At 59.4% G+C, this 18,524-nt stretch carries 21 protein-coding genes; 11 read left to right on the top strand and 10 right to left on the bottom strand.

Annotated elements, in window-relative coordinates:
* Window positions 1–7 precede the first annotated feature (7 nt).
* From kdpC to kdpF, 4 genes are read right to left on the bottom strand one after another with little or no spacing between them, the layout of a single operon-like run.
* On the bottom strand, window positions 8–583 hold the full coding sequence (gene kdpC / locus ET34_RS0119660) for a potassium-transporting ATPase subunit KdpC (protein WP_031524907.1): 576 nt from the start codon (window positions 581–583) through the stop codon (window positions 8–10).
* Window positions 584–595: 12 nt separating this feature from the next.
* Complete coding sequence (kdpB, locus tag ET34_RS0119665) at window positions 596–2,644, bottom strand: potassium-transporting ATPase subunit KdpB (RefSeq protein ID WP_031524909.1); 2,049 nt, start codon at window positions 2,642–2,644, stop codon at window positions 596–598.
* Window positions 2,645–2,663: 19 nt separating this feature from the next.
* Window positions 2,664–4,346 carry a potassium-transporting ATPase subunit KdpA gene (gene kdpA, locus ET34_RS0119670; protein WP_031524911.1) on the bottom strand — a complete coding sequence of 561 codons (1,683 nt, stop codon included), beginning with the start codon at window positions 4,344–4,346 and terminating at the stop codon, window positions 2,664–2,666.
* The gene (kdpF, locus tag ET34_RS22205) at window positions 4,346–4,435 is read right to left on the bottom strand and encodes a K(+)-transporting ATPase subunit F (RefSeq protein ID WP_072002071.1); all 90 of its coding nucleotides are present in this window, start codon (window positions 4,433–4,435) and stop codon (window positions 4,346–4,348) included. Before kdpF ends, kdpA begins: the two co-directional genes overlap by 1 nt.
* 313 nt (window positions 4,436–4,748) lie before the next feature.
* Here kdpF and ET34_RS0119680 point away from each other — a divergent pair, with 313 nt between their 5' ends.
* The 11 genes from ET34_RS0119680 (at window position 4,749) to nei (ending at window position 14,045) form a co-directional block, all read left to right on the top strand.
* Window positions 4,749–4,955, top strand: a complete 207-nt coding sequence (locus ET34_RS0119680; RefSeq protein ID WP_031524912.1) for a YbfA family protein — start codon at window positions 4,749–4,751, stop codon at window positions 4,953–4,955.
* A 142-nt stretch (window positions 4,956–5,097) separates the two neighbouring features.
* Complete coding sequence (locus tag ET34_RS0119685; protein WP_031524913.1) at window positions 5,098–6,054, top strand: YbgA family protein; 957 nt, start codon at window positions 5,098–5,100, stop codon at window positions 6,052–6,054.
* Window positions 6,055–6,163: 109 nt separating this feature from the next.
* Window positions 6,164–7,582: a deoxyribodipyrimidine photo-lyase gene (gene phrB, locus ET34_RS0119690; RefSeq protein WP_031524914.1), complete on the top strand. Its 1,419-nt coding sequence runs from the start codon at window positions 6,164–6,166 to the stop codon at window positions 7,580–7,582.
* 13 nt (window positions 7,583–7,595) lie between these two features.
* Entirely contained in the window at window positions 7,596–8,339 is a 744-nt protein-coding gene (locus ET34_RS0119695; RefSeq protein ID WP_031524916.1) for a type 2 GTP cyclohydrolase I, read from the top strand.
* Window positions 8,340–8,357: 18 nt separating this feature from the next.
* The gene (gene pxpB, locus ET34_RS0119700; RefSeq protein WP_031524917.1) at window positions 8,358–9,014 is read left to right on the top strand and encodes a 5-oxoprolinase subunit PxpB; all 657 of its coding nucleotides are present in this window, start codon (window positions 8,358–8,360) and stop codon (window positions 9,012–9,014) included.
* A complete protein-coding gene (gene pxpC / locus ET34_RS0119705) occupies window positions 9,008–9,940 on the top strand; it encodes a 5-oxoprolinase subunit PxpC (protein WP_031524919.1) in 933 nt (310 codons plus the stop codon). The genes pxpB and pxpC overlap by 7 nt, the downstream gene beginning before the upstream one ends.
* Window positions 9,930–10,667: a 5-oxoprolinase subunit PxpA gene (gene pxpA, locus ET34_RS0119710; protein ID WP_031524921.1), complete on the top strand. Its 738-nt coding sequence runs from the start codon at window positions 9,930–9,932 to the stop codon at window positions 10,665–10,667. The genes pxpC and pxpA overlap by 11 nt, the downstream gene beginning before the upstream one ends.
* 179 nt (window positions 10,668–10,846) lie before the next feature.
* Window positions 10,847–11,572: a DUF969 domain-containing protein gene (locus tag ET34_RS0119715; protein WP_031524923.1), complete on the top strand. Its 726-nt coding sequence runs from the start codon at window positions 10,847–10,849 to the stop codon at window positions 11,570–11,572.
* A complete protein-coding gene (locus tag ET34_RS0119720) occupies window positions 11,569–12,576 on the top strand; it encodes a DUF979 domain-containing protein (RefSeq protein ID WP_031524925.1) in 1,008 nt (335 codons plus the stop codon). Before ET34_RS0119715 ends, ET34_RS0119720 begins: the two co-directional genes overlap by 4 nt.
* A gap of 18 nt (window positions 12,577–12,594) precedes the next feature.
* A complete protein-coding gene (gene pcp, locus ET34_RS0119725; RefSeq protein WP_035891841.1) occupies window positions 12,595–13,239 on the top strand; it encodes a pyroglutamyl-peptidase I in 645 nt (214 codons plus the stop codon).
* A 14-nt stretch (window positions 13,240–13,253) separates the two neighbouring features.
* Complete coding sequence (nei, locus tag ET34_RS0119730) at window positions 13,254–14,045, top strand: endonuclease VIII (RefSeq protein WP_031524929.1); 792 nt, start codon at window positions 13,254–13,256, stop codon at window positions 14,043–14,045.
* Between the two features lie 208 nt (window positions 14,046–14,253).
* Here the strand turns inward: nei and ET34_RS0119735 are convergent, their stop codons facing one another.
* The 6 genes from ET34_RS0119735 to ET34_RS23060 form a co-directional block, all read right to left on the bottom strand.
* Window positions 14,254–15,633 (bottom strand): hypothetical protein, encoded by a 1,380-nt coding sequence (locus ET34_RS0119735; protein WP_031524930.1) that lies wholly within the window; start codon window positions 15,631–15,633, stop codon window positions 14,254–14,256.
* Window positions 15,633–15,890, bottom strand: a complete 258-nt coding sequence (locus ET34_RS0119740; protein ID WP_031524932.1) for a PAAR domain-containing protein — start codon at window positions 15,888–15,890, stop codon at window positions 15,633–15,635. The genes ET34_RS0119735 and ET34_RS0119740 overlap by 1 nt, the downstream gene beginning before the upstream one ends.
* A complete protein-coding gene (locus tag ET34_RS0119745; protein ID WP_031524934.1) occupies window positions 15,891–16,577 on the bottom strand; it encodes a T6SS immunity protein Tli3 family protein in 687 nt (228 codons plus the stop codon).
* Window positions 16,577–17,269, bottom strand: coding sequence for a T6SS immunity protein Tli3 family protein (locus ET34_RS0119750; RefSeq protein ID WP_031524936.1), 693 nt, complete (start codon window positions 17,267–17,269; stop codon window positions 16,577–16,579). Before ET34_RS0119750 ends, ET34_RS0119745 begins: the two co-directional genes overlap by 1 nt.
* A complete protein-coding gene (locus tag ET34_RS0119755) occupies window positions 17,269–17,961 on the bottom strand; it encodes a T6SS immunity protein Tli3 family protein (RefSeq protein ID WP_031524937.1) in 693 nt (230 codons plus the stop codon). Before ET34_RS0119755 ends, ET34_RS0119750 begins: the two co-directional genes overlap by 1 nt.
* Window positions 17,962–17,963: 2 nt before the next feature.
* The coding region (locus ET34_RS23060; protein ID WP_236633904.1) for an effector protein Tle3 domain-containing protein at window positions 17,964–18,524 on the bottom strand (561 nt) is incomplete at its 5' end.

Genomic DNA, 18,524 nt, shown 5'->3' on the forward strand with positions numbered 1-18,524 from the left:
TGTGTCCTTATCGGGCCGACAGTGCGTCCAGCGCCAGATTAAGCTGCAACAGATTCACCACCGGCTGGCCGATAAAGCCCACCAGCGGGGTTTGCGTGGCGTCGGCAACCAGACGCGCCACCTCGTCCTGAGTCAGATTACGTGCTTTTGCGACACGCGGGATCTGCCAGCGCGCGGCCTCCGGTGAGATGCCGTTATCCAGCCCGCTGGCAGACGCGGTAACCAGCTCCACCGGCACCGTCGGCGTAGCCTGCGGATTCGCGGCGCGTAGGGCAGCGACACGCTCGCGCACCGCCTCATCCAGCGCCGGGTTGCTGGCCGCCAGGTTGCTGCCGCCGGAAGCCATTGGATTATAAGGCGCTTCTGCGGTAGCGGAAGGGCGTCCCTGAAAATAGTGCGCGCCGCTGAAGTTCTGGCCGATTAGCGCCGAGCCGCGCACCTCGTTATTGATGCGGATCAGCGAGCCGTTGGCCTGCTCCGGGAACCACCACTGCCCGAGGGCGGTGGTGAGCAGCGGATAAAGCCCGCCGGTAACCAGCGTCAGCAGAATAAAGATCAGTAAAGCCGGGCGTAACTGTGCCATGAACAACTCCTTTTACACCAGACCCAGAGCGGTCAGGATCAGGTCGATAATTTTGATGCCGATAAACGGCACCACCAGCCCGCCGAGGCCATAAATCCACAGGTTACGGCGCAGCATTGCCGCGGCGCTGAGCGGTTTATAGCTCACCCCGCGCAGCGCCAGCGGGATCAGGAAGATGATGATCAGCGCGTTAAAAATCACCGCGCTGAGGATCGCCGACGAGGGTGAGTGCAGGTGCATCACGTTCAGGGCGTTGAGCTGCGGATAGGTTGCTGCAAACGCCGCCGGGATGATGGCGAAATACTTCGCCACATCGTTGGCAATACTGAAGGTGGTCAGCGACCCGCGCGTCATCAGCATCTGCTTCCCGATATGCACCACTTCAATTAGCTTGGTGGGGTTGGAGTCGAGATCCACCATGTTCCCGGCCTCTTTTGCCGCCTGGGTACCGGAGTTCATCGCCACCGCCACGTCCGCCTGCGCCAGTGCTGGCGCATCGTTGGTGCCGTCCCCGGTCATTGCCACCAGCCGTCCTTCGGACTGGTACTGACGGATCAGCGCCAGTTTTGCTTCCGGCGTGGCTTCGGCGAGGAAATCATCCACCCCGGCTTCCGCCGCGATGGCGGCGGCGGTAAGGCGGTTATCCCCGGTGATCATCACCGTTTTGATGCCCATTTTGCGCAGCTGGGCGAAACGCTCCTTGATGCCGCCTTTGACGATGTCCTTCAGGGCAATAACGCCGAGCACGTTGGCCCCATCGGCCACCACCAGCGGCGTACCGCCCACTTTAGCGACGCGCTCCACCAGGGCATCCACCTGCGGCGGGAAGTGACCGCCGTTGGCCTCAACGTGGCGGCGAATGACATCCACCGAGCCTTTGCGAATCATGCGCTCCTGCACGTTAATGCCGCTCATGCGCGTCTGGGCCGTGAAGGGCACAAAGGTCGCCTGCAGGGTCTGTACATCGCGCTCGCGCAGGTTAAAGCGCTGCTTGGCCAGCACCACAATGCTGCGGCCTTCCGGGGTTTCATCCGCCAGCGACGCCAGCTGCGCGGCATCGGCCAGCGTGTGCTCATCCACGCCCGGTGCCGGCAGGAACTCAGAGGCCTGACGGTTGCCGAGGGTGATGGTGCCGGTTTTATCCAGCAGCAGCACGTTGACGTCGCCCGCCGCTTCCACGGCGCGCCCGCTGGTAGCAATCACGTTAGCACCCAGCATCCGGCTCATCCCGGCCACGCCAATGGCAGAGAGCAGGCCGCCGATGGTGGTGGGGATCAGGCACACCAGCAGCGCCACCAGCACCGTGACGCTTACTGCCGCGCCGCCGTACTGCGAGAACGGATAAAGCGTGGCGGTCGCCAGCAGAAAGACGATGGTCAGGGCCACCAGCAGAATGGTGAGCGCGATTTCGTTCGGGGTTTTGCGGCGCTGCGCGCCCTCTACCATCGCGATCATCCGGTCGAGGAAGGTTTCCCCGGGGTTGACGCTGCAGCGGATCACCAGCCAGTCGGAGAGAATGCGCGTCCCGCCGGTCACCGAGGCGAAATCGCCGCCGGATTCGCGGATCACCGGGGCGGACTCCCCGGTGATGGCGCTCTCGTCCACCGAGGCACCGCCTTCGATCACTTCCCCGTCGCAGGGGATGATGTCGCCGGCTTCCACCAGCACCAGGTCACCCTTGCGCAGGGATGAGGCCGGAACCTGATCCACCTGGGCGTCGTGCTGCGGCGCGCGCAGTTTGCGGGCCGGGGCGGTGTTTTTCACCCCTTTCAGGCTGTTGGCCTGGGCTTTGCTGCGGCCTTCAGCCAGTGCTTCCGCGACGTTGGCGAACAGCACGGTAAACCACAGCCACAGGCTGATGGCGGCGGTAAACAGCGCATCACCCGCCAGTGCACCACCGGCCATGGCCAGCGCCAGCAGGGTGGTCAGCACGCTGCCAACCCAGACGATGAACATTACCGGGTTGCGCCACTGGGCGCGCGGGTCCAGCTTGCGAAAAGAATCCATCAGCGCCTGACGAAGTAATCCAGGTTCGAGCAGGGCCAGTTGCTTACGACTCATTGATAGCGCTCCGCAATAGTCATTGCACAAGAGAGAGGTGTTCCGCTACCGGGCCGAGGGCGAGGGCGGGAATGAAGGTCAGGGCGCCGACCAGCAGCACGGTCCCGATCAGCAGACCGATAAACAGCGCACCGTGGGTCGGCAGCGTGCCGGGGGTAACCGGCTGGATTTTCTTGCTCACCAGCGAACCGGCAATTGCCAGCACCGGCACAATCACGGCAAAGCGACCAACGAACATGCAGAACGCCAGTAGCAGGTTCCAGAACGGGGTGTTGGCGCTCAGCCCGGCGAAGGCGCTGCCGTTGTTGTTGGCGGCGGACGACACGGCGTAAAGCACCTCGCTGAAGCCGTGAATACCCGGATTGAGCATCCCGGCGCGACCAGCCTCGGTCATCATCGCCAGTGCGGTGCCGAGCAGTACCAGCGCGGGCGTCACCAGAATGGCCAGCGCGGTGAGTTTCATCTCGCGCACGTCGATCTTCTTGCCGAGGTATTCCGGGGTGCGGCCAATCATCAGCCCGGCGATAAACACCGCCAGCAGCACGAACAGCAGCATGCCGTAGAGACCAGAGCCGACGCCGCCGAACACCACTTCGCCAATCTGCATCAGCCACATCGGGATCATGCCGCCCAGCGCGGTGAAGGAGTCATGCATGGCGTTGACTGCACCGCAGGACGCCGCCGTGGTGACCACGCTGAACAGCGCACTGGCAAGAATGCCGAAGCGGCTCTCTTTGCCTTCCATATTGAGCGCGCTGTCAGCACCGAATTCGAGGAAGTGCGGGTTGCCGCGGGTTTCCGCCCACATGACAACGGCGACGCACACCACAAAGATCGACGCCATCGTCCAGAGGATGGCCCGTCCCTGGCGGGCATCGCCCACCGCCTCGCCGAAAGCGAAGCAGAGCGCTGCGGGAATAATAAAGATCGCCAGCATCTGTACGAAATTGGTCAGCGCGGTGGGGTTTTCAAACGGGTGCGCGGAGTTGGCGTTAAAGAAGCCGCCGCCGTTGGTGCCGAGCATTTTAATCGCTTCCTGCGAGGCCACCGGCCCCATCGGCAGCAGCTGCTTCGCCCCTTCAAGGGAGGTGAACGGCTGGTAAGGCATCAGGTTCTGCAGCGCGCCCTGCTGAATGAAGAACAGCGCGATAATCAGCGCCAGCGGCAGCAGCACCCACAGGGTAATACGCGTGAGATCCACCCAGGCGTTGCCGAGGGTATTCACCGAATGGCGCGCGAAGGCGCGGATCAGGGCAAACACCACGGCGATACCGGTGGCGGCGGAAAGGAAGTTCTGTACCGTCAGGCCGACCATCTGGCTGAAGTAGCTCAGGGTGGTTTCCCCGGCGTAGGACTGCCAGTTGGTGTTAGCCACAAAACTGACCGCGGTATTGAGCGCCAGATGCCATGACAGACCCGGCAGCTGCTGCGGGTTAAACGGCAGCGCGCCCTGCAGCATCAGTATCGAGAACAGCACCGCCAGGCCCATCATGTTAAGCAGCAGAATGGCGAGCAGGTATTCACGCCAGTTCATCTCGCGCTGCCGGACGCCGGAAAGCTGCCAGATAACGCGCTCTACGCCCGCAAGACCCGGCAGCGGCGTGCCTTCAATCAGCCGCGCCAGTCCGCTCCCCAGGGGTTTAGCGAGGATCATAAGCACCAGTAAAAAGCTGGCGATCAGTAAAAATGCCGATGCGGCCATCAGAACGCCTCCGCATTGATCAGGGCGTAAACCAGATAGCCCAGTAACAGGAAAACCAGCACAACGCCGGCTAATACGCCTGCACTCACAGTCCACCTCCAGTGGTGTTAATGATGTGCGCTAATCGTGACGGCAGGGGCGAAAAGATGTCGCAAAAATGGCGGGGCGGGGCGTAAAAAAAGTATAAAAATGACAAAAGCCACAATTTAACCGCGGGTTAGTATTTATTTAACCATTTTGTAACTTATTTACGGTATGAATTGTAAAGAGGCCATTTTATTTGCATTTTACTGGTCTGATGAGTAGTAAAATTACAAACAAAGCGCTACTATTTTAACCAGATCACATTTTCACTTTCATCGGCAGCCTGTCGCGTGCCGGCCAGTTAAGGGGAGAAGCCTTATGTCTATCTATAAACACTATCCAGCGCATCAGGTTTTCCTGCGCCGCGCTTATGCCGTCATCCTCGGCGTTATCGCCCTGCCGGTCATGCTGTTCTGGAAAGATCGCGCCCGTTTTTACAGCTATCTGCACCGCGTCTGGTCAAAAACCAGCGATAAACCGGTATGGATGGACCTGTCAGAAAAAGCCGCCTGCGACTTCTACTGAGTGTAAAAATCCTGCAAAACCGTCCCGCTTCGCCGGGGCGGTTTTTTTTTGCGTTTATTTATTACATCGCGCGGTGAATATCGCCCTTCCTGCGCGCCAGCGGCCTGGCTACACTTATCAGTGACGTGAATGAGGAGTCGCTATGAGTGAAAAAATCCCTGTTGGCATCAGCGCCTGTCTGTTGGGAGAAAATGTGCGTTTTGACGGCGGTCATAAGCGACTGGCGTTTGCGGTGGAGTCGCTCTCCCCGTGGATGAAATTTGAACCGGTCTGCCCGGAGATGGCCATTGGCCTGCCGGTGCCGCGTCCGGCGCTGCGGCTGGTGAAAGAGGAGAGCGGCGCGGTGGCGCTGCGCTTCAGCGACAAGCGCGAAGGCGATCTGACCGCCGATATGGAGCAGTTTTCTCGCGAACGCGTGCAGCGTTTTGAACACCTGTGCGGGTATATCGTCTGCGCCAAATCACCGAGCTGCGGCATGGAGCGGGTGCGCATCTACGATGCCGACGGCAAAAACAATCGCAAGGCCGAGCGGGGGATTTACACCCGCATTCTGATGGAAACCTTCCCCTGGCTGCCGGTGGAAGAGGATGGACGCCTGCACGATCCGGTGCTGCGCGAGAATTTTATCGAGCGGGTCTACACCCTGCATGAACTTAACCAGCTGCACAGCCAGGGTCTGAACCGCGGCGGGCTGATTGCGTTCCACAGCCGCTACAAGCTGCTGTTGCTGGCCCATTCCCAGCCGCAGTATCGCGAGCTGGGCCGTTTTGTGGCAGCCATTAACGAGTGGGACGATCTGGAGGCGTTCTTTGTTGCCTATCGTCAGAAATTAATGGATCTGCTCGCCATTCCGGCTACCCGCCGCAACCATACTAACGTGCTGATGCACGTCCAGGGCTATTTCCGCAACCAGCTGAATGCCCGCCAGCGACAGGAGCTTGCCACGCTGATCGACAGCTATCGCCAGGGAACGCAGCCGCTGCTGGCCCCCATGACGCTGCTGAAACACTATATGGCGGAGTTCCCGGACAGCTACCTGTCGGTGCAGCGCTATTTCGAGCCCTACCCGGAAGCGTTACGTCTGCGCTACGGCCACTGATTTCCCCGTTTTTCCATGTTACTTTGTTCGTTGAGCGCGGCACTGCCCGCGCTCTTTTCGCCTGCAACCTTAACGCCTGACGAACAAGGCGCGTAGCAAAGGGAGTTTTATGACCACGCATCTGGTCTGGTTCAGGGCTGACCTGCGCCTGCACGATAATCTTGCCCTCGCGGCGGCCTGCCGCAACAGCGACGCCAGGGTCATTGGCCTGTTTATCGCCACCCCCGAACAGTGGCACGCCCATACCCTGGCTCCGCGCCAGGCCTGGTTTATCCGCGAACATCTCCACGCCTTGCGTGACGCCCTGGCGCAGCGCGGCATCCCGCTCTATACCGCGCAGCTGGATGATTTCGACGCCTGCATTCCCTGGATTAGCGAATTCTGCGATACGCACCGCGTCGATGCGCTGTTCTACAACTATCAGTACGAACTCAACGAGCGTAAGCGCGACGTGGCACTGGAGAAGCACCTCGACGGTTTCGTCACCTGCCAGGGCTTTGACGACAGCGTACTGCTTGCCCCCGGTAGCGTGCTGACCGGTGGCCGCGAGATGTACAAAGTGTTTACCCCCTTCAGCCGGGCGTACCTGAAAAAGCTGGCGGAAGGACTGCCGGAGTGCGTTCACGCGCCGAAAGCGCGCCCGTCGGCACCCTGTGAAGCACCGCCGCTGGCGGCCTTTGACTATCCGGTTGAAGCGGCAGACGAAATGCTGTTCCCGGTGGGCGAAACCGCCGCGCTGGCAAAGCTGCGCCAGTTCTGCCAGCAGGGCGCGGGTGAATACGATACCCGGCGCGACTTTCCCGCCATCGACGGCACCAGCCGGGTCTCGCCCTATCTTGCCATCGGCGTGCTGTCGCCGCGCCAGTGCCTGCATCGTCTGCTGGCGGAACAGCCAAAGGCGCTGGAGGGTGGGTCGGGCGCGGTGTGGCTCAATGAGCTTATCTGGCGCGAATTTTATAAGCATCTGATGACTTATCATCCGGCGCTGTGCCGCGGGAAACCTTTCATCAGCTGGACTGAAAACGTCGCCTGGGACAATGATGACAAACGCTTCGACGCCTGGTGCGCCGGGCAGACCGGTTATCCGATCGTCGATGCCGCGATGCTGCAGATGAACCGCACCGGCTGGATGCATAACCGGCTACGCATGATCGTTGCCAGCTTCCTGGTGAAGGATCTGCTTATCGACTGGCGTCGGGGAGAGCGTTATTTTATAGCGCAGCTGATCGACGGCGATCTGGCCGCCAATAACGGCGGCTGGCAGTGGGCGGCCTCCACCGGCACCGATGCGGCACCCTATTTCCGCATCTTCAACCCCACCACCCAGGGGCAGAAGTTTGATGCGCAGGGGGCGTTTATTCGCCGCTGGCTGCCGGCGCTGGGCAAGGTGCCGGATAAGTCGCTGCACGACCCCTGGAGCTGGGCGGATAAACACGGCGTGACGCTGGACTATCCGCGTCCGATAGTCGACCACAAGCAGGCGCGCGTGGCGACGCTTGCGGCCTATGAAGCCGCACGTAAATCTTGATAAGGGAACACCGATGAAAAATACCGAACTGGAACGTCTGATTAACGACAAGCTCAACAGTGCGGCATTCAGCGATTTCGCGCCGAACGGCCTGCAGGTTGAAGGGCGCGAAACCATTCAGAAGATCATCACCGGCGTGACCGCCAGCCAGGCGCTGCTCGACGAAGCCGTGCGCCAGCAGGCGGATGCGGTGATCGTGCATCACGGCTACTTCTGGAAGGGCGAAGCGCCGGCGATTCGCGGCATGAAGCGCAACCGTCTGAAAACGCTGCTCGCTAACGACATCAACCTCTACGGCTGGCACCTGCCGCTCGACGCGCACCCGGAACTGGGGAATAACGTGCAGCTGGCGCAGCTGCTGGGCATTACCGTGAGGGGCGAGATCGAACCGCTGGTGCCCTGGGGCGAGCTGTCGATGCCGGTACCGGGCCTGGAGCTGGCGTCATGGATCGAAGCGCGTCTCGGCCGTCGTCCGCTGTGGTGCGGCGACACAGGTCCGGATGTGGTGCAGCGCGTTGCCTGGTGCACTGGCGGCGGTCAGAACTTTATTGATGCCGCGGCGCGCTTCGGCGTCGATGCGTTTATCACCGGCGAAGTGTCCGAGCAGACTATTCACTCGGCACGCGAGCAGGGGCTGCACTTTTACGCCGCCGGGCATCACGCCACCGAGCGCGGCGGGATCCGCGCCCTGAGCGAATGGCTCACCGAGACGACCGACCTCGACGTGACCTTTATCGATATTCCTAATCCGGCCTGATTACCCACAGGGGGCAAGGTGCAACGAGCGAGATGTTATTTGCTGGGCGAAAGCGCAGTGGTGCTGGAGCTGGAGCCGCCGGTGACGCTGGCCAGCCAGAAACGGATCTGGCGGCTGACGCAGCGGCTGTCTGACATGCCAGGGATCGCGGAAGTCATCCCCGGCATGAACAATATCACCGTGGTGTTGCTGGAGCCGGAATCGAAGGCGCTCGACGCCATCGAACGGTTGCAGCGCTGGTGGGAAGAGAGCGAGGCGCTGGAGCCGGAATCGCGCCATATCACCATTCCGGTGATCTACGGCGGCGAAGACGGCCCGGATCTGTCGGTGGTCGCGCAGCACTGCGGCATGAGCGAGCGTGACGTGGTGGCGCTGCACGCCTCTATTGATTACGTGGTGTGGTTCCTCGGTTTCCAGCCGGGCTTCCCGTATCTGGGCGGCCTGCCGGACACGCTGGCGACGCCGCGTCGCGCTGAGCCGCGCCTGAGCGTACCGGTGGGCTCGGTGGGTATCGGCGGCAGCCAGACCGGGATCTACCCGCTGGCAACGCCGGGCGGCTGGCAGCTGATTGGCCGCACGCCGCTGCGGCTGTTCGATCCCACCGGTGACACGCCGGTACTGCTGGCCCCGGGCGATACGGTGCGCTTTGTGCCGCAGAAGGAGGGAGTATGTTAAGGATTATTCGTGCCGGCATTCACACCTCGGTTCAGGACGGCGGGCGCAACGGCCTGCGTCAGTCCGGCATCAGCCGCTGTGGCGCGCTGGATGCCCCGGCGCTGCGTATTGCTAACCTGCTGGTGGGCAACGACCTCAATGATGCAGCGCTGGAGATCACGCTCGGACAGTTCGAAGTCGAATTCACCCGCGCCGGCTGGTTTGCCCTGACCGGGGCAGGATGCAACGCCATGCTCGACGACCACGCGGTGTGGACCGGCTGGCGACTGCCGGTGAAAGCCGGACAGCGCCTGACGCTCTCGCTGCCGCGTCGCGGCATGCGCAGCTATCTGGCGGTAGCGGGCGGGCTGGATGTGCCGCTGGTGATGGGCTCGTACAGCACCGATCTCAAAGCCGGTATCGGTGGGCTGGAAGGGCGCCTGCTGCGCGCCGGGGACGAGCTGGATGTGCGTCCGTCGGCGCGTCAGTTCCGCGAAGCGCGCGGCGTGAAGCAGATGCTGTTTGGCAACCGGCTGCGTACCCTGCCGGGGCCGGAGTATCACGAATTCAGCCCGCAGGCGCAGGCGATGCTCTGGCGCACGCCCTGGCACCTCAGCCCGGAGAGTAACCGCATGGGTTACCGTTTGCAGGGCCAGTTGCTGGAGCGCACCACGGCGCGCGAAATGCTCTCCCACGGCTTGTTGCCGGGGGTGATTCAGGTGCCGCACGGCGGCCAGCCGATTGTGCTGATGAACGATGCCCAGACCACCGGCGGCTATCCGCGCATCGCCTTTGTGATCGAAGCCGATCTCTGGCATCTGGCGCAGATCCGCCCCGGCGAGCCGATTCACTTCGTGCAGTGCACGCACGACCAGGCGCTGCAGGCGCGGGTCGATCACCAGCGCTTCTTTGATCAGCTGACCTGGAGACTGAACGATGCCGATTGATCTCAATGCCGATATGGGCGAAGGCTGCGGGGATGATGCCACGCTGATGACGCTGGTCAGCTCCGCCAACATCGCCTGCGGTTTTCACGCCGGGGATGCGGCAATGATGCGTCTCAGCGTGCAGCGCGCGCTGGAAAACGGCGTGGCGATTGGTGCGCACCCGTCGTTTCCGGACCGGGAGAATTTTGGCCGCACCGCGATGCAGCTCCCGCCGGAGACGGTTTACGCGCAGACGCTCTACCAGATCGGCGCGCTGGCGGCTATCACCCGTGCGGAAGGAGGCGTGCTGAAACACGTCAAACCCCACGGGATGCTCTACAACCAGGCGGCGAAGGACGCAGGGCTGGCCGACGCCATTGCCCGGGCGGTGAAAGCCATCGATCCGGGCCTGATTCTGGTCGGGCTGGCGGGGAGCACACTGATTGCCGCCGGGCAGCAGCACGGCCTGCGCACCCGGGAAGAGGTGTTCGCCGATCGCGGCTATCAGGCCGATGGCAGCCTGGTGCCGCGCAGCGAGCCGGGGGCGTTGATTGACAGCGACGACGAAGCGGTCAGCCAGACGCTGGAGATGGTGCTGCGCGGACGCGTGCGCACCCGGGACGGCAGCTGGGCGCAGGTCAATGCCCAGAGCGTCTGCCTGCACGGTGACGGCGCGCACGCCCTGGCGTTTGCCCGGCGGTTACGGGAGCGATTCGCTGACGAAAACATCGCTGTCAGCGCGGAGTAAGGCTGCGCGACTTACCGCAAACGTTGACATCCTGCGCCCCCTGCCGCTATATGGGACGGTGAAGGATATATCCTTCCGCTTTGTTACCTGAATCACCCCTCAGAGGCCCGCCTTTAACGACGGGCCTCTGCATACTTATAAGAGACACAACGACGACATAACCGAGAAGGACACGAACAATGCAAGAGACCATCAATCTCTGGCCGCTGATGGGGATCGCTACCATCGTGGTCGGGTTTTTGTTGCGCTTTAACCCTGTGCTGGTGGTGATTGTCGCCGGCCTGGTGACGGGACTGGCGGCGCACATGCCGATGGCGCTGATTCTGGAGAAGCTGGGGGAGGGGTTCCTCAATACCCGCAACCTGCCGTTTATCCTGCTGATCCCGCTGGCGGTGATCGGTCTGCTGGAGCGTCATGGCCTCAAAGAGCGCGCCCAGGCCTGGATTGCCCACATTCGCAGCGCCACCGCCGGTCGCTTGCTGATTGTTTATCTGTTCGTGCGTGAAGCCACGGCCGCGCTGGGGCTGACCAGCCTCGGCGGTCATCCGCAGATGGTGCGCCCGCTGCTGGCACCGATGGCGGAAGGGGCGGCGGAGAAGAATTACGGCGACCTGCCAGGTGCGGTACGCTACCGTCTGCGCGCCATGTCTGCCGCGACCGATAACGTCGGCCTGTTCTTCGGTGAAGACATTTTTGTTGCCTTCGGGGCCATCATCTTTATGCATAACTTCATGCTGGAGTCCGGCGGCATTCAGACCGAGCCGCTGCACATCGCCCTGTGGGGTATCCCGACCGCCATTTGTGCTTTCCTGATCCATGCCGCGCGCCTGTGGCGCCTCGATAAACACCTTGAGCGCGAGCTGGGCAAGGTTAACGGCGTTCACACCCAGGGAGGTGCGCAATGACGTTCCAGCAAAACTATCTCTACTGGCTGGCAGGTGCCGTGCTGGTGATTGTCGCCATCATGTCGTTTCGTGATAAAGCCAACCCGCGCCGCATTACCACCGGCCTGTTCTGGGGCATTTACGGCCTGATCTTTTTACTCGGCGACTGGACCTACGATCTGTTCGGCGGTGGTGCCGAGGGCAAGCGGCTGGTCAATATCGCAGTGGGTGCGTCAGTGGTACTCCTGGCGCTGATTGCCGGTTTCGGCGGAGTGCGTCTGGGCAGCTATCATCAGCGTACTCAGCCGGAGCGGGAAGCCAGCGCGAAGCGTCTGGGCAACCGCCTGTTCATTCCGGCGCTGATGATCCCGGTAGTGACCGTGATTGGCGTGCTGTTATTCAACAATGTGCCAGGCTTGCAGGTCGGGCTGTTTGGTGAAGGCAATCACGCCACGCTGGTGACGCTGTTCTCGATGACCGTTGGCTGCCTGCTGGGCCTGGCACTGGCGGTGAAGATGACGCACGAACACGCCCTGCAGCCGATTCAGGAGGCGCGCCGCCTGCTGGATTCTATCGGCTGGGCGTTTATTTTGCCGCAGATCCTGGCAACCCTCGGCCTGTTGTTTACTACCGCAGGGGTCGGCACCGGCATTTCATGGTTGACCCAGGAGTACCTGGCCGTAGACAGCCGCTTTATCGCCGTGGCGGTGTACGCCATCGGTATGGCGGTGCTGACGATGGTGATGGGCAATGCTTTCGCGGCGTTCCCGATTGTCACGGCGGGTATCGGCATCCCGATTCTGGTATTGCAGCACGGGGGCAACCCGGCGGTAATGGCGGCTATCGGCATGTTCTCCGGCTATTGCGGTACGCTGATGACGCCGATGGCGGCAAACTTCAACATCGTCCCCGCGGCGCTGCTGGAGCTGCCGGATAAAAATGCGGTCATCAAGGCGCAGGTACCCACCGGGGTGCTGCTGCTGGCGGTGAACGTGGTGCTACTTTATTTCCTGATGTTTTTATAACGCGCTGGAGTAACGATGATACGAACAGTTCTGGTAACCGGTTTTGAGCCTTTCGGCGGCGAGACCGTCAACCCATCATGGGAAGTAGTCAGACAGCTCGATGGCGCGATTATTGGCGGTGGGCTGGTGGTCGCCCGCCAGCTGCCGTGCGTGTTTGGTGAGTCGCTGCGCGTGCTGGAAGCGGCGATTGATGAGCTGAACCCGACGCTGGTGCTGGCGATTGGCCAGGCGGGCGGACGCAGCGACATTACCGTGGAGCGCGTGGCGATCAACGTTGATGACGCGCGTATCCCCGATAACCGTAAACAGCAGCCCATCGACCGGCCGATTATTGCCGACGGCCCGGCGGCATGGTTCAGCACGCTGCCGATCAAGGCAATGGTGGCGGCAATGCGCGAAGCGGGTATTCCGGCGTCGGTCTCCCAGACCGCTGGTACCTTCGTGTGTAACCATGTGATGTATGGCCTGCTGCACAAGCTGGCGCACACCTCCGGGGCGCGCGGCGGGTTCATCCATATCCCGTATCTGCCGGAGCAGGCGGCGGCCCACCCTGGTGCGCCAAGCATGGCGGCGCAGACCGTGCGTCAGGCGCTGGAGATTGCGCTGGCGGTCGGTCTGGATGTGGAGACCGATCTGAAGATCGTGGGCGGCGCGACGCATTAATCAGGGAGAGAGAGATGCCAGAAGGACCGGAGATCCGCCGCGCGGCGGACAATCTGGAGCGGGCTATCGGCGGCGAGCCGCTGACCGAAGCGTGGTTCGCCTTTCCTGAACTGCAACGCTATCAGGCCTCGCTGGTGGGGGAGTGCGTCACTGCGATTGAAACCCGTGGTAAGGCGCTGCTCACCCACTTCAGCAATGGCCTGACGCTCTACAGCCATAACCAGCTGTACGGCGTCTGGCGTGTGGTGGACGCCAGCGCCACGCCGCAGAGCAACCGCGTGCTGCGCGTGCGGCTGGCGACGGCAAAGAAAGCGATTTTGCTCTACAGCGCCTCGGAAATTGAGATGCTGGATGCCGATACGCTGGCGGCGCATCCGTTTTTGCAGCGCGTCGGGCCGGACGTGCTCGACCCGACGCTGGATGTGGCGACGGTTAAAGCGCGATTGCAAAGTCGGCGCTTCTGCCGCCGCCAGTTCTCAGGCCTGCTGCTGGATCAGGCGTTTCTTGCCGGGCTGGGGAACTACCTGCGGGTGGAGATCCTCTGGGCGGTAGGGCTGGCCCCGCAGCATAAGGCGGCGGAACTGAGCGAGGCGCAGCTGGACGCGCTGGCGCAGGCGCTGCTGGCGATCCCGCGGCTCTCTTACGCCACGCGCGGCACGGTGGATGAGAATAAGCACCACGGAGCGCTGTTCCGGTTTCACGTCTTTCATCGGGCTGGGGAAAAATGCGAGCGCTGCGGGGGCGTTATTGAGAAAACCACGCTCTCATCGCGCCCGTTTTACTGGTGTCCGGGGTGTCAGCGGTAGTTGGGGTTAGTGGGTGCGCTGGGGGTATGTCGCCATCGTGATATAAGGTGGGTGCGCTACGCTTACCCACCCTACGGGATAATGCGTCAGGCACCATCAACACCCGCCGTAATTTCAGCCCATTAAAAACGCTGATATCGTCCTGTCACCGCGGTCGCATTCTAATAAAACACATGTTTATGAAGTAATATCAAAGCAATAAGTTCATTCACCTTCGCATCCCCATATGCTCATAAGCTTTGTCGCTATACAGCCAGGTAATAAAAGCCCCCATTGCCAGGTATAAACCCGGGCATATAACAGCCAAAATAAGTATAAACCACCCGGACATAGGTATACCGCTATCGTCAAAACTTCCAAGGGCTATCATAAATCCAAAATAGAGCATCAGTCCCGCTATTCCACCTGCCTGCCACGGCGTCAGGTATATTTTTTTCTGGGGATAATCAGGCTGACGGGTTAAGCGGGACGACAGCGCCGTCATGGAAAACGTGTTCTGTTCCGAAGTGGCTACCAGCTGATCTCCCTGCGCATAGGTCACCGCATCCGATGCAAGGGCCAGCATCAGCCACCGATATCCGGCAGTATGCTCGCCGAGCGACATCTCAAGTTCCAGCCTGTCCGGTACCATTTTTTTATCATCCAGCACCTCCAGCAGGGGATATTTCTGCGTGCGGGATAGTCCGGTATACCAGAGTCGTTTTGGTTTGCTGACCGTTTCCGTAAGCAGATAAACCGGTACTTTGCTTTCTACATCTGTGACCCCCGTCATCGGCTGATAAAGATAGACCGGCTTTTGTCCTTGCATTTTGACGACGTTGTTCGTGAGGAGCAGTGCGGTAGCATTTTCCATCCACGTACACGCCTCCCCATCAGCGTGCAGATCGACACAGATAAGCAGGCGCTCAACACCGCAAGTGTTGGCCTTCTTTATCCATTTCGTGATCTGCGTGTAGTCCGGGCATTCAGACAAAAAAGTGATTCGGGCGGCAGTAACAGCATAATGTTTGAGCACGCGCCGGAGTTCATCGCTACAGGATTCATCCCCGCCTCGTACCCAGACAAGGGCTTCAGTCTGTCGGTACTGAGACAGTTTTCCCACCAACGGTTCCAGAACCTGGATGAATGCCTGTCCGGCCCTCGTGAAATCAAACGATTCCTCCAGTTCGATTTTCAACGGCATTCTGGCGGCCAGCGGAAACTCTCCCTCCAGCTGCAGCATACTCAGTGCCAGTTCCTTTGTTGCTTTTGGTGGAGTCAGCACCGACCAGCCTGCCAGGATGATGTTGCCTCTGGCGTAGCTGACAACGTCGTATTTCTGCCAGGCAGCAATCAGTAACCGCGTTTGGGTATAGTGCCTGATGCCGTGATACCACATACTGCACAACAGTATGAGCGCGGTCAGGAAAAAAACGGGAATAACCACAGCCTGGACAAGAAAACTGAGATCAACATGTTTATTCTCCGGCCAGGTGACCGCCCGGATGGCAATGCAGATAACCACGACGATCGCATAAAAGATAACTATCCCAAAATAAGGGAAGCCTTTTTTAAATTCATGCTGTTCAGGGAATAACCACCAGTTCATTAAACCGCCCCCGCAACAGAAAGCGTGGTGCGGATTTCACACCCGCACGCCGCGTGACAGCCATTCACCACGACGCCGCGCCCATGCATTGTCCATGCAGGATGACACTCGTTAATGGGAAACGTTCCTTTATGCTGCGGGCACTGGACCACATCGCCTTTCAAAGCCACCGGAAGTCCCATAAATTCAGCGCCGGATGCTTTAATCACTTTCCCACCGCTTACCAGTGGGTCATTTAAACGGATAACGCCTTTCATTTATTTCCCCGCATCCATGTCACAACGCATATGATCCCAGCCGGTGTATCCCTTCACTTCTGGTACTTTGTCGGGAAGGTTCTGATAGTTTGATTCATGACGAATAACCTTGCCTTCCAGGCCTTCTTTGGTGAAATAAATCAAACCCCATGGCCACCCCGGAAACTCAGGCGTTATTTCATCAGGTTCACCGTTCTCTAAACGGTATTGAATGCCCGGACCGCCAGGCAGAACGCGCGGGTCATCAAACGGTCTGGACGACATATACAGCCGGTGTTTCGTCTGCAAGAAACCCTGGTCGTTGACGACAGTGAAAGAAAGAATGTCATCATAAGGTGGTCGGTTATCACCATTAGGCTCATTTTCTCCGGGCGAATAATGCGCACCGGTCCAGGTTTTCCCGTAATCTTTTGAAACTGTAAATCCACCTCCCCACGAGGAAACTGCCATGTAGCGCTCAGAAGGATGAACAAATTTCTTTGTAAATATTCGGTAATACTGGCTCCATACCTGACTATGGATATCTTTTAGCGTGTCGACGTACCAGAGCTCCCCCTCACAGTCCCAGCCCTTAAGTTCCAGATAGCGATGATCGTCAAAACGGTAAACCACCTGCGTCGGCGGCTCTTTCGCCTGGCATCCGGCCATTAACAGCAGCGCGACCAGCGCTGAATAACGTCCCTGCATCATTTCCGCCCCGCATCCATGTCACAACGCATATGGTCCCAGCCCGTATACCCTTTCACTTCTGGCACTTTGTCGGGCAGGTTCTGATAGTTTGATTCATGACGAATAACCTTGCCTTCCAGGCCTTCTTTGGTGAAATAAATCAAACCCCATGGCCACCCCGGAAACTCAGGCGTTATTTCATCAGGTTCACCGTTCTCTAAACGGTATTGAATGCCCGGACCGCCAGGCAGAACGCGCGGGTCATCAAACGGTCTGGACGACATATACAGCCGGTGTTTCGTCTGCAAGAAGCCCTGATCGTTGACGACAGTGAAAGATACCGCATCTTCTCTTGGTGCTCGGCTATCGCCATTAGGCTCATTTTCACCAGGGGAAAATCCTACACCTCTCCATGTTTCGCCATAATCTTTGGAAACCATAAATCCATCGACCTCCCAGTCTGGAATAGCGATATAACGCTGGGATGGATGCTCAAACTTCCTGGTAAATATTCGGTAAAACTGAAAAAATGGCTGGGAATGAATGCCCCGTTTTGTATCCGTATACCAGAGCTCTCCCTCGCAGTCCCAGCCCTTCAGTTCCAGATAGCGATGGTCGTCAAAACGATAAACCACCTGCGTCGGCGGTTCTTTCGCCTGGCATCCGGCCACCAGCAGTAGCGCGGTCAGCGCTGAATAACGTCCCTGCATCATTTCCGCCCCGCATCCATGTCACAACGCATATGATCCCAGCCGGTGTATCCCTTCACTTCTGGCACTTTGTCGGGCTGATCCTGCCAGTTGGTTTTATACTGCTCGACGCTATGTTTGAGCGCCTGTGGCGTCATATACACCATTCCCCAGGGCCAACCAGGTGAGCGGGGTTTTATCTTCTGTACCGTTCCGTCACTAATTGTGTATGTGATGCCTGGCCCACCAGCTGCCAGACGCGGGTCATCAAACGGTCTGGACGACATATACAGCCGGTGTTTCGTCTGCAAGAAACCCTGGTCGTTGACGACAGTGAAAGCCTCAACATCTTCTTGCGGTGGCGCATTCATTCCATCAGGCTCATTTTCGCCTGGGCTGAATTGCGCAAGCTGCCAGGTTTTTCCATAATCTTTGGACACGCTAAACCCACCAACGCCCCAACCTGTGATTGCAATATATTGCTCAGATGGATGCACAAACTTTTTGGTAAAAATTCGATAAAACTGGCTCACCGATTCAGTGTGAATTCCACGCTTCGTATCCGTATACCAGAGTGCTCCCTCGCAGTCCCAGCCCGTAAGTTCCAGATAGCGATGGTCATCAAAACGATAAACCACCTGCGTCGGCGGCTCTTTCGCCTGGCATCCCGCCACCAGCAGCAGCGCGGCCAGCGCTGAAAAAAGTCTTTTCATACCTAATCACCCTTCGCTAAGGCGGCATCACTTTTAGCCCTGGGCATATCCCATTGCAGATTTTTTACTTGCTGGTTACCGGCTGCCAGGTCGCGGGATGGTTTAACGGATGTGGCGTTGTTGAACTGGTTTACTACGCCGTAATCGCCTTTTGGCAACACGTCTTCGGGTTTATTCATGAATCGTTTGGTTAACATTTCATCCATTTTTCCCGCTCGGTAATAATCTACTGCAGATTTGTTCTTATTCAGCGGGTCACGCCAGTCCGCACGGTGCAGCAGCTCTTCCCAGAATTTGCCCGCTTTATAGTCGAACGCCCTGCACTGACCGATAGCCAGGTCAAACGCCATCGCATGAGACGGGGCATACTCACTCATGACGATGGAAGAATGCTGGCTGTACCCCACCGGGTCTGACTTCATCCACTCCTTTTCCAGCTCCTCGCGCGAACGAAGCCAGGTCAGCGTGACGAACTGATAATCTTTCGAACCTGTCACAACACCCTTAATCACCGTCACTTTGCGGTCGTTGCTTTCCATTTCCAGTTCTTCAGGCGTCAGAAT

It is taken from the genome of Siccibacter colletis, assembly GCF_000696575.1.
GTDB classification, from domain to species: Bacteria; Pseudomonadota; Gammaproteobacteria; order Enterobacterales; family Enterobacteriaceae; genus Siccibacter; species Siccibacter colletis.

What these genes read in the sequence shown, in the direction of transcription:
- nei (WP_031524929.1), top strand. Translation starts at nt 13,254, where the DNA reads ATGCCAGAAGGACCGGAGATCCGCCGCGCGGCGGACAATCTGGAGCGG.
- ET34_RS0119745 (WP_031524934.1), bottom strand. Translation starts at nt 16,577, where the DNA reads ATGCAGGGACGTTATTCAGCGCTGGTCGCGCTGCTGTTAATGGCCGGA.
- ET34_RS0119685 (WP_031524913.1), top strand. Translation starts at nt 5,098, where the DNA reads ATGAGTGAAAAAATCCCTGTTGGCATCAGCGCCTGTCTGTTGGGAGAA.
- ET34_RS0119740 (WP_031524932.1), bottom strand. Translation starts at nt 15,890, where the DNA reads ATGAAAGGCGTTATCCGTTTAAATGACCCACTGGTAAGCGGTGGGAAA.
- pxpA (WP_031524921.1), top strand. Translation starts at nt 9,930, where the DNA reads ATGCCGATTGATCTCAATGCCGATATGGGCGAAGGCTGCGGGGATGAT.
- ET34_RS0119750 (WP_031524936.1), bottom strand. Translation starts at nt 17,269, where the DNA reads ATGCAGGGACGTTATTCAGCGCTGACCGCGCTACTGCTGGTGGCCGGA.
- kdpA (WP_031524911.1), bottom strand. Translation starts at nt 4,346, where the DNA reads ATGGCCGCATCGGCATTTTTACTGATCGCCAGCTTTTTACTGGTGCTT.
- kdpB (WP_031524909.1), bottom strand. Translation starts at nt 2,644, where the DNA reads ATGAGTCGTAAGCAACTGGCCCTGCTCGAACCTGGATTACTTCGTCAG.
- ET34_RS0119735 (WP_031524930.1), bottom strand. Translation starts at nt 15,633, where the DNA reads ATGAACTGGTGGTTATTCCCTGAACAGCATGAATTTAAAAAAGGCTTC.
- ET34_RS0119715 (WP_031524923.1), top strand. Translation starts at nt 10,847, where the DNA reads ATGCAAGAGACCATCAATCTCTGGCCGCTGATGGGGATCGCTACCATC.
- pxpC (WP_031524919.1), top strand. Translation starts at nt 9,008, where the DNA reads ATGTTAAGGATTATTCGTGCCGGCATTCACACCTCGGTTCAGGACGGC.
- ET34_RS0119720 (WP_031524925.1), top strand. Translation starts at nt 11,569, where the DNA reads ATGACGTTCCAGCAAAACTATCTCTACTGGCTGGCAGGTGCCGTGCTG.
- phrB (WP_031524914.1), top strand. Translation starts at nt 6,164, where the DNA reads ATGACCACGCATCTGGTCTGGTTCAGGGCTGACCTGCGCCTGCACGAT.
- kdpC (WP_031524907.1), bottom strand. Translation starts at nt 583, where the DNA reads ATGGCACAGTTACGCCCGGCTTTACTGATCTTTATTCTGCTGACGCTG.
- ET34_RS0119695 (WP_031524916.1), top strand. Translation starts at nt 7,596, where the DNA reads ATGAAAAATACCGAACTGGAACGTCTGATTAACGACAAGCTCAACAGT.
- ET34_RS0119680 (WP_031524912.1), top strand. Translation starts at nt 4,749, where the DNA reads ATGTCTATCTATAAACACTATCCAGCGCATCAGGTTTTCCTGCGCCGC.
- ET34_RS0119755 (WP_031524937.1), bottom strand. Translation starts at nt 17,961, where the DNA reads ATGAAAAGACTTTTTTCAGCGCTGGCCGCGCTGCTGCTGGTGGCGGGA.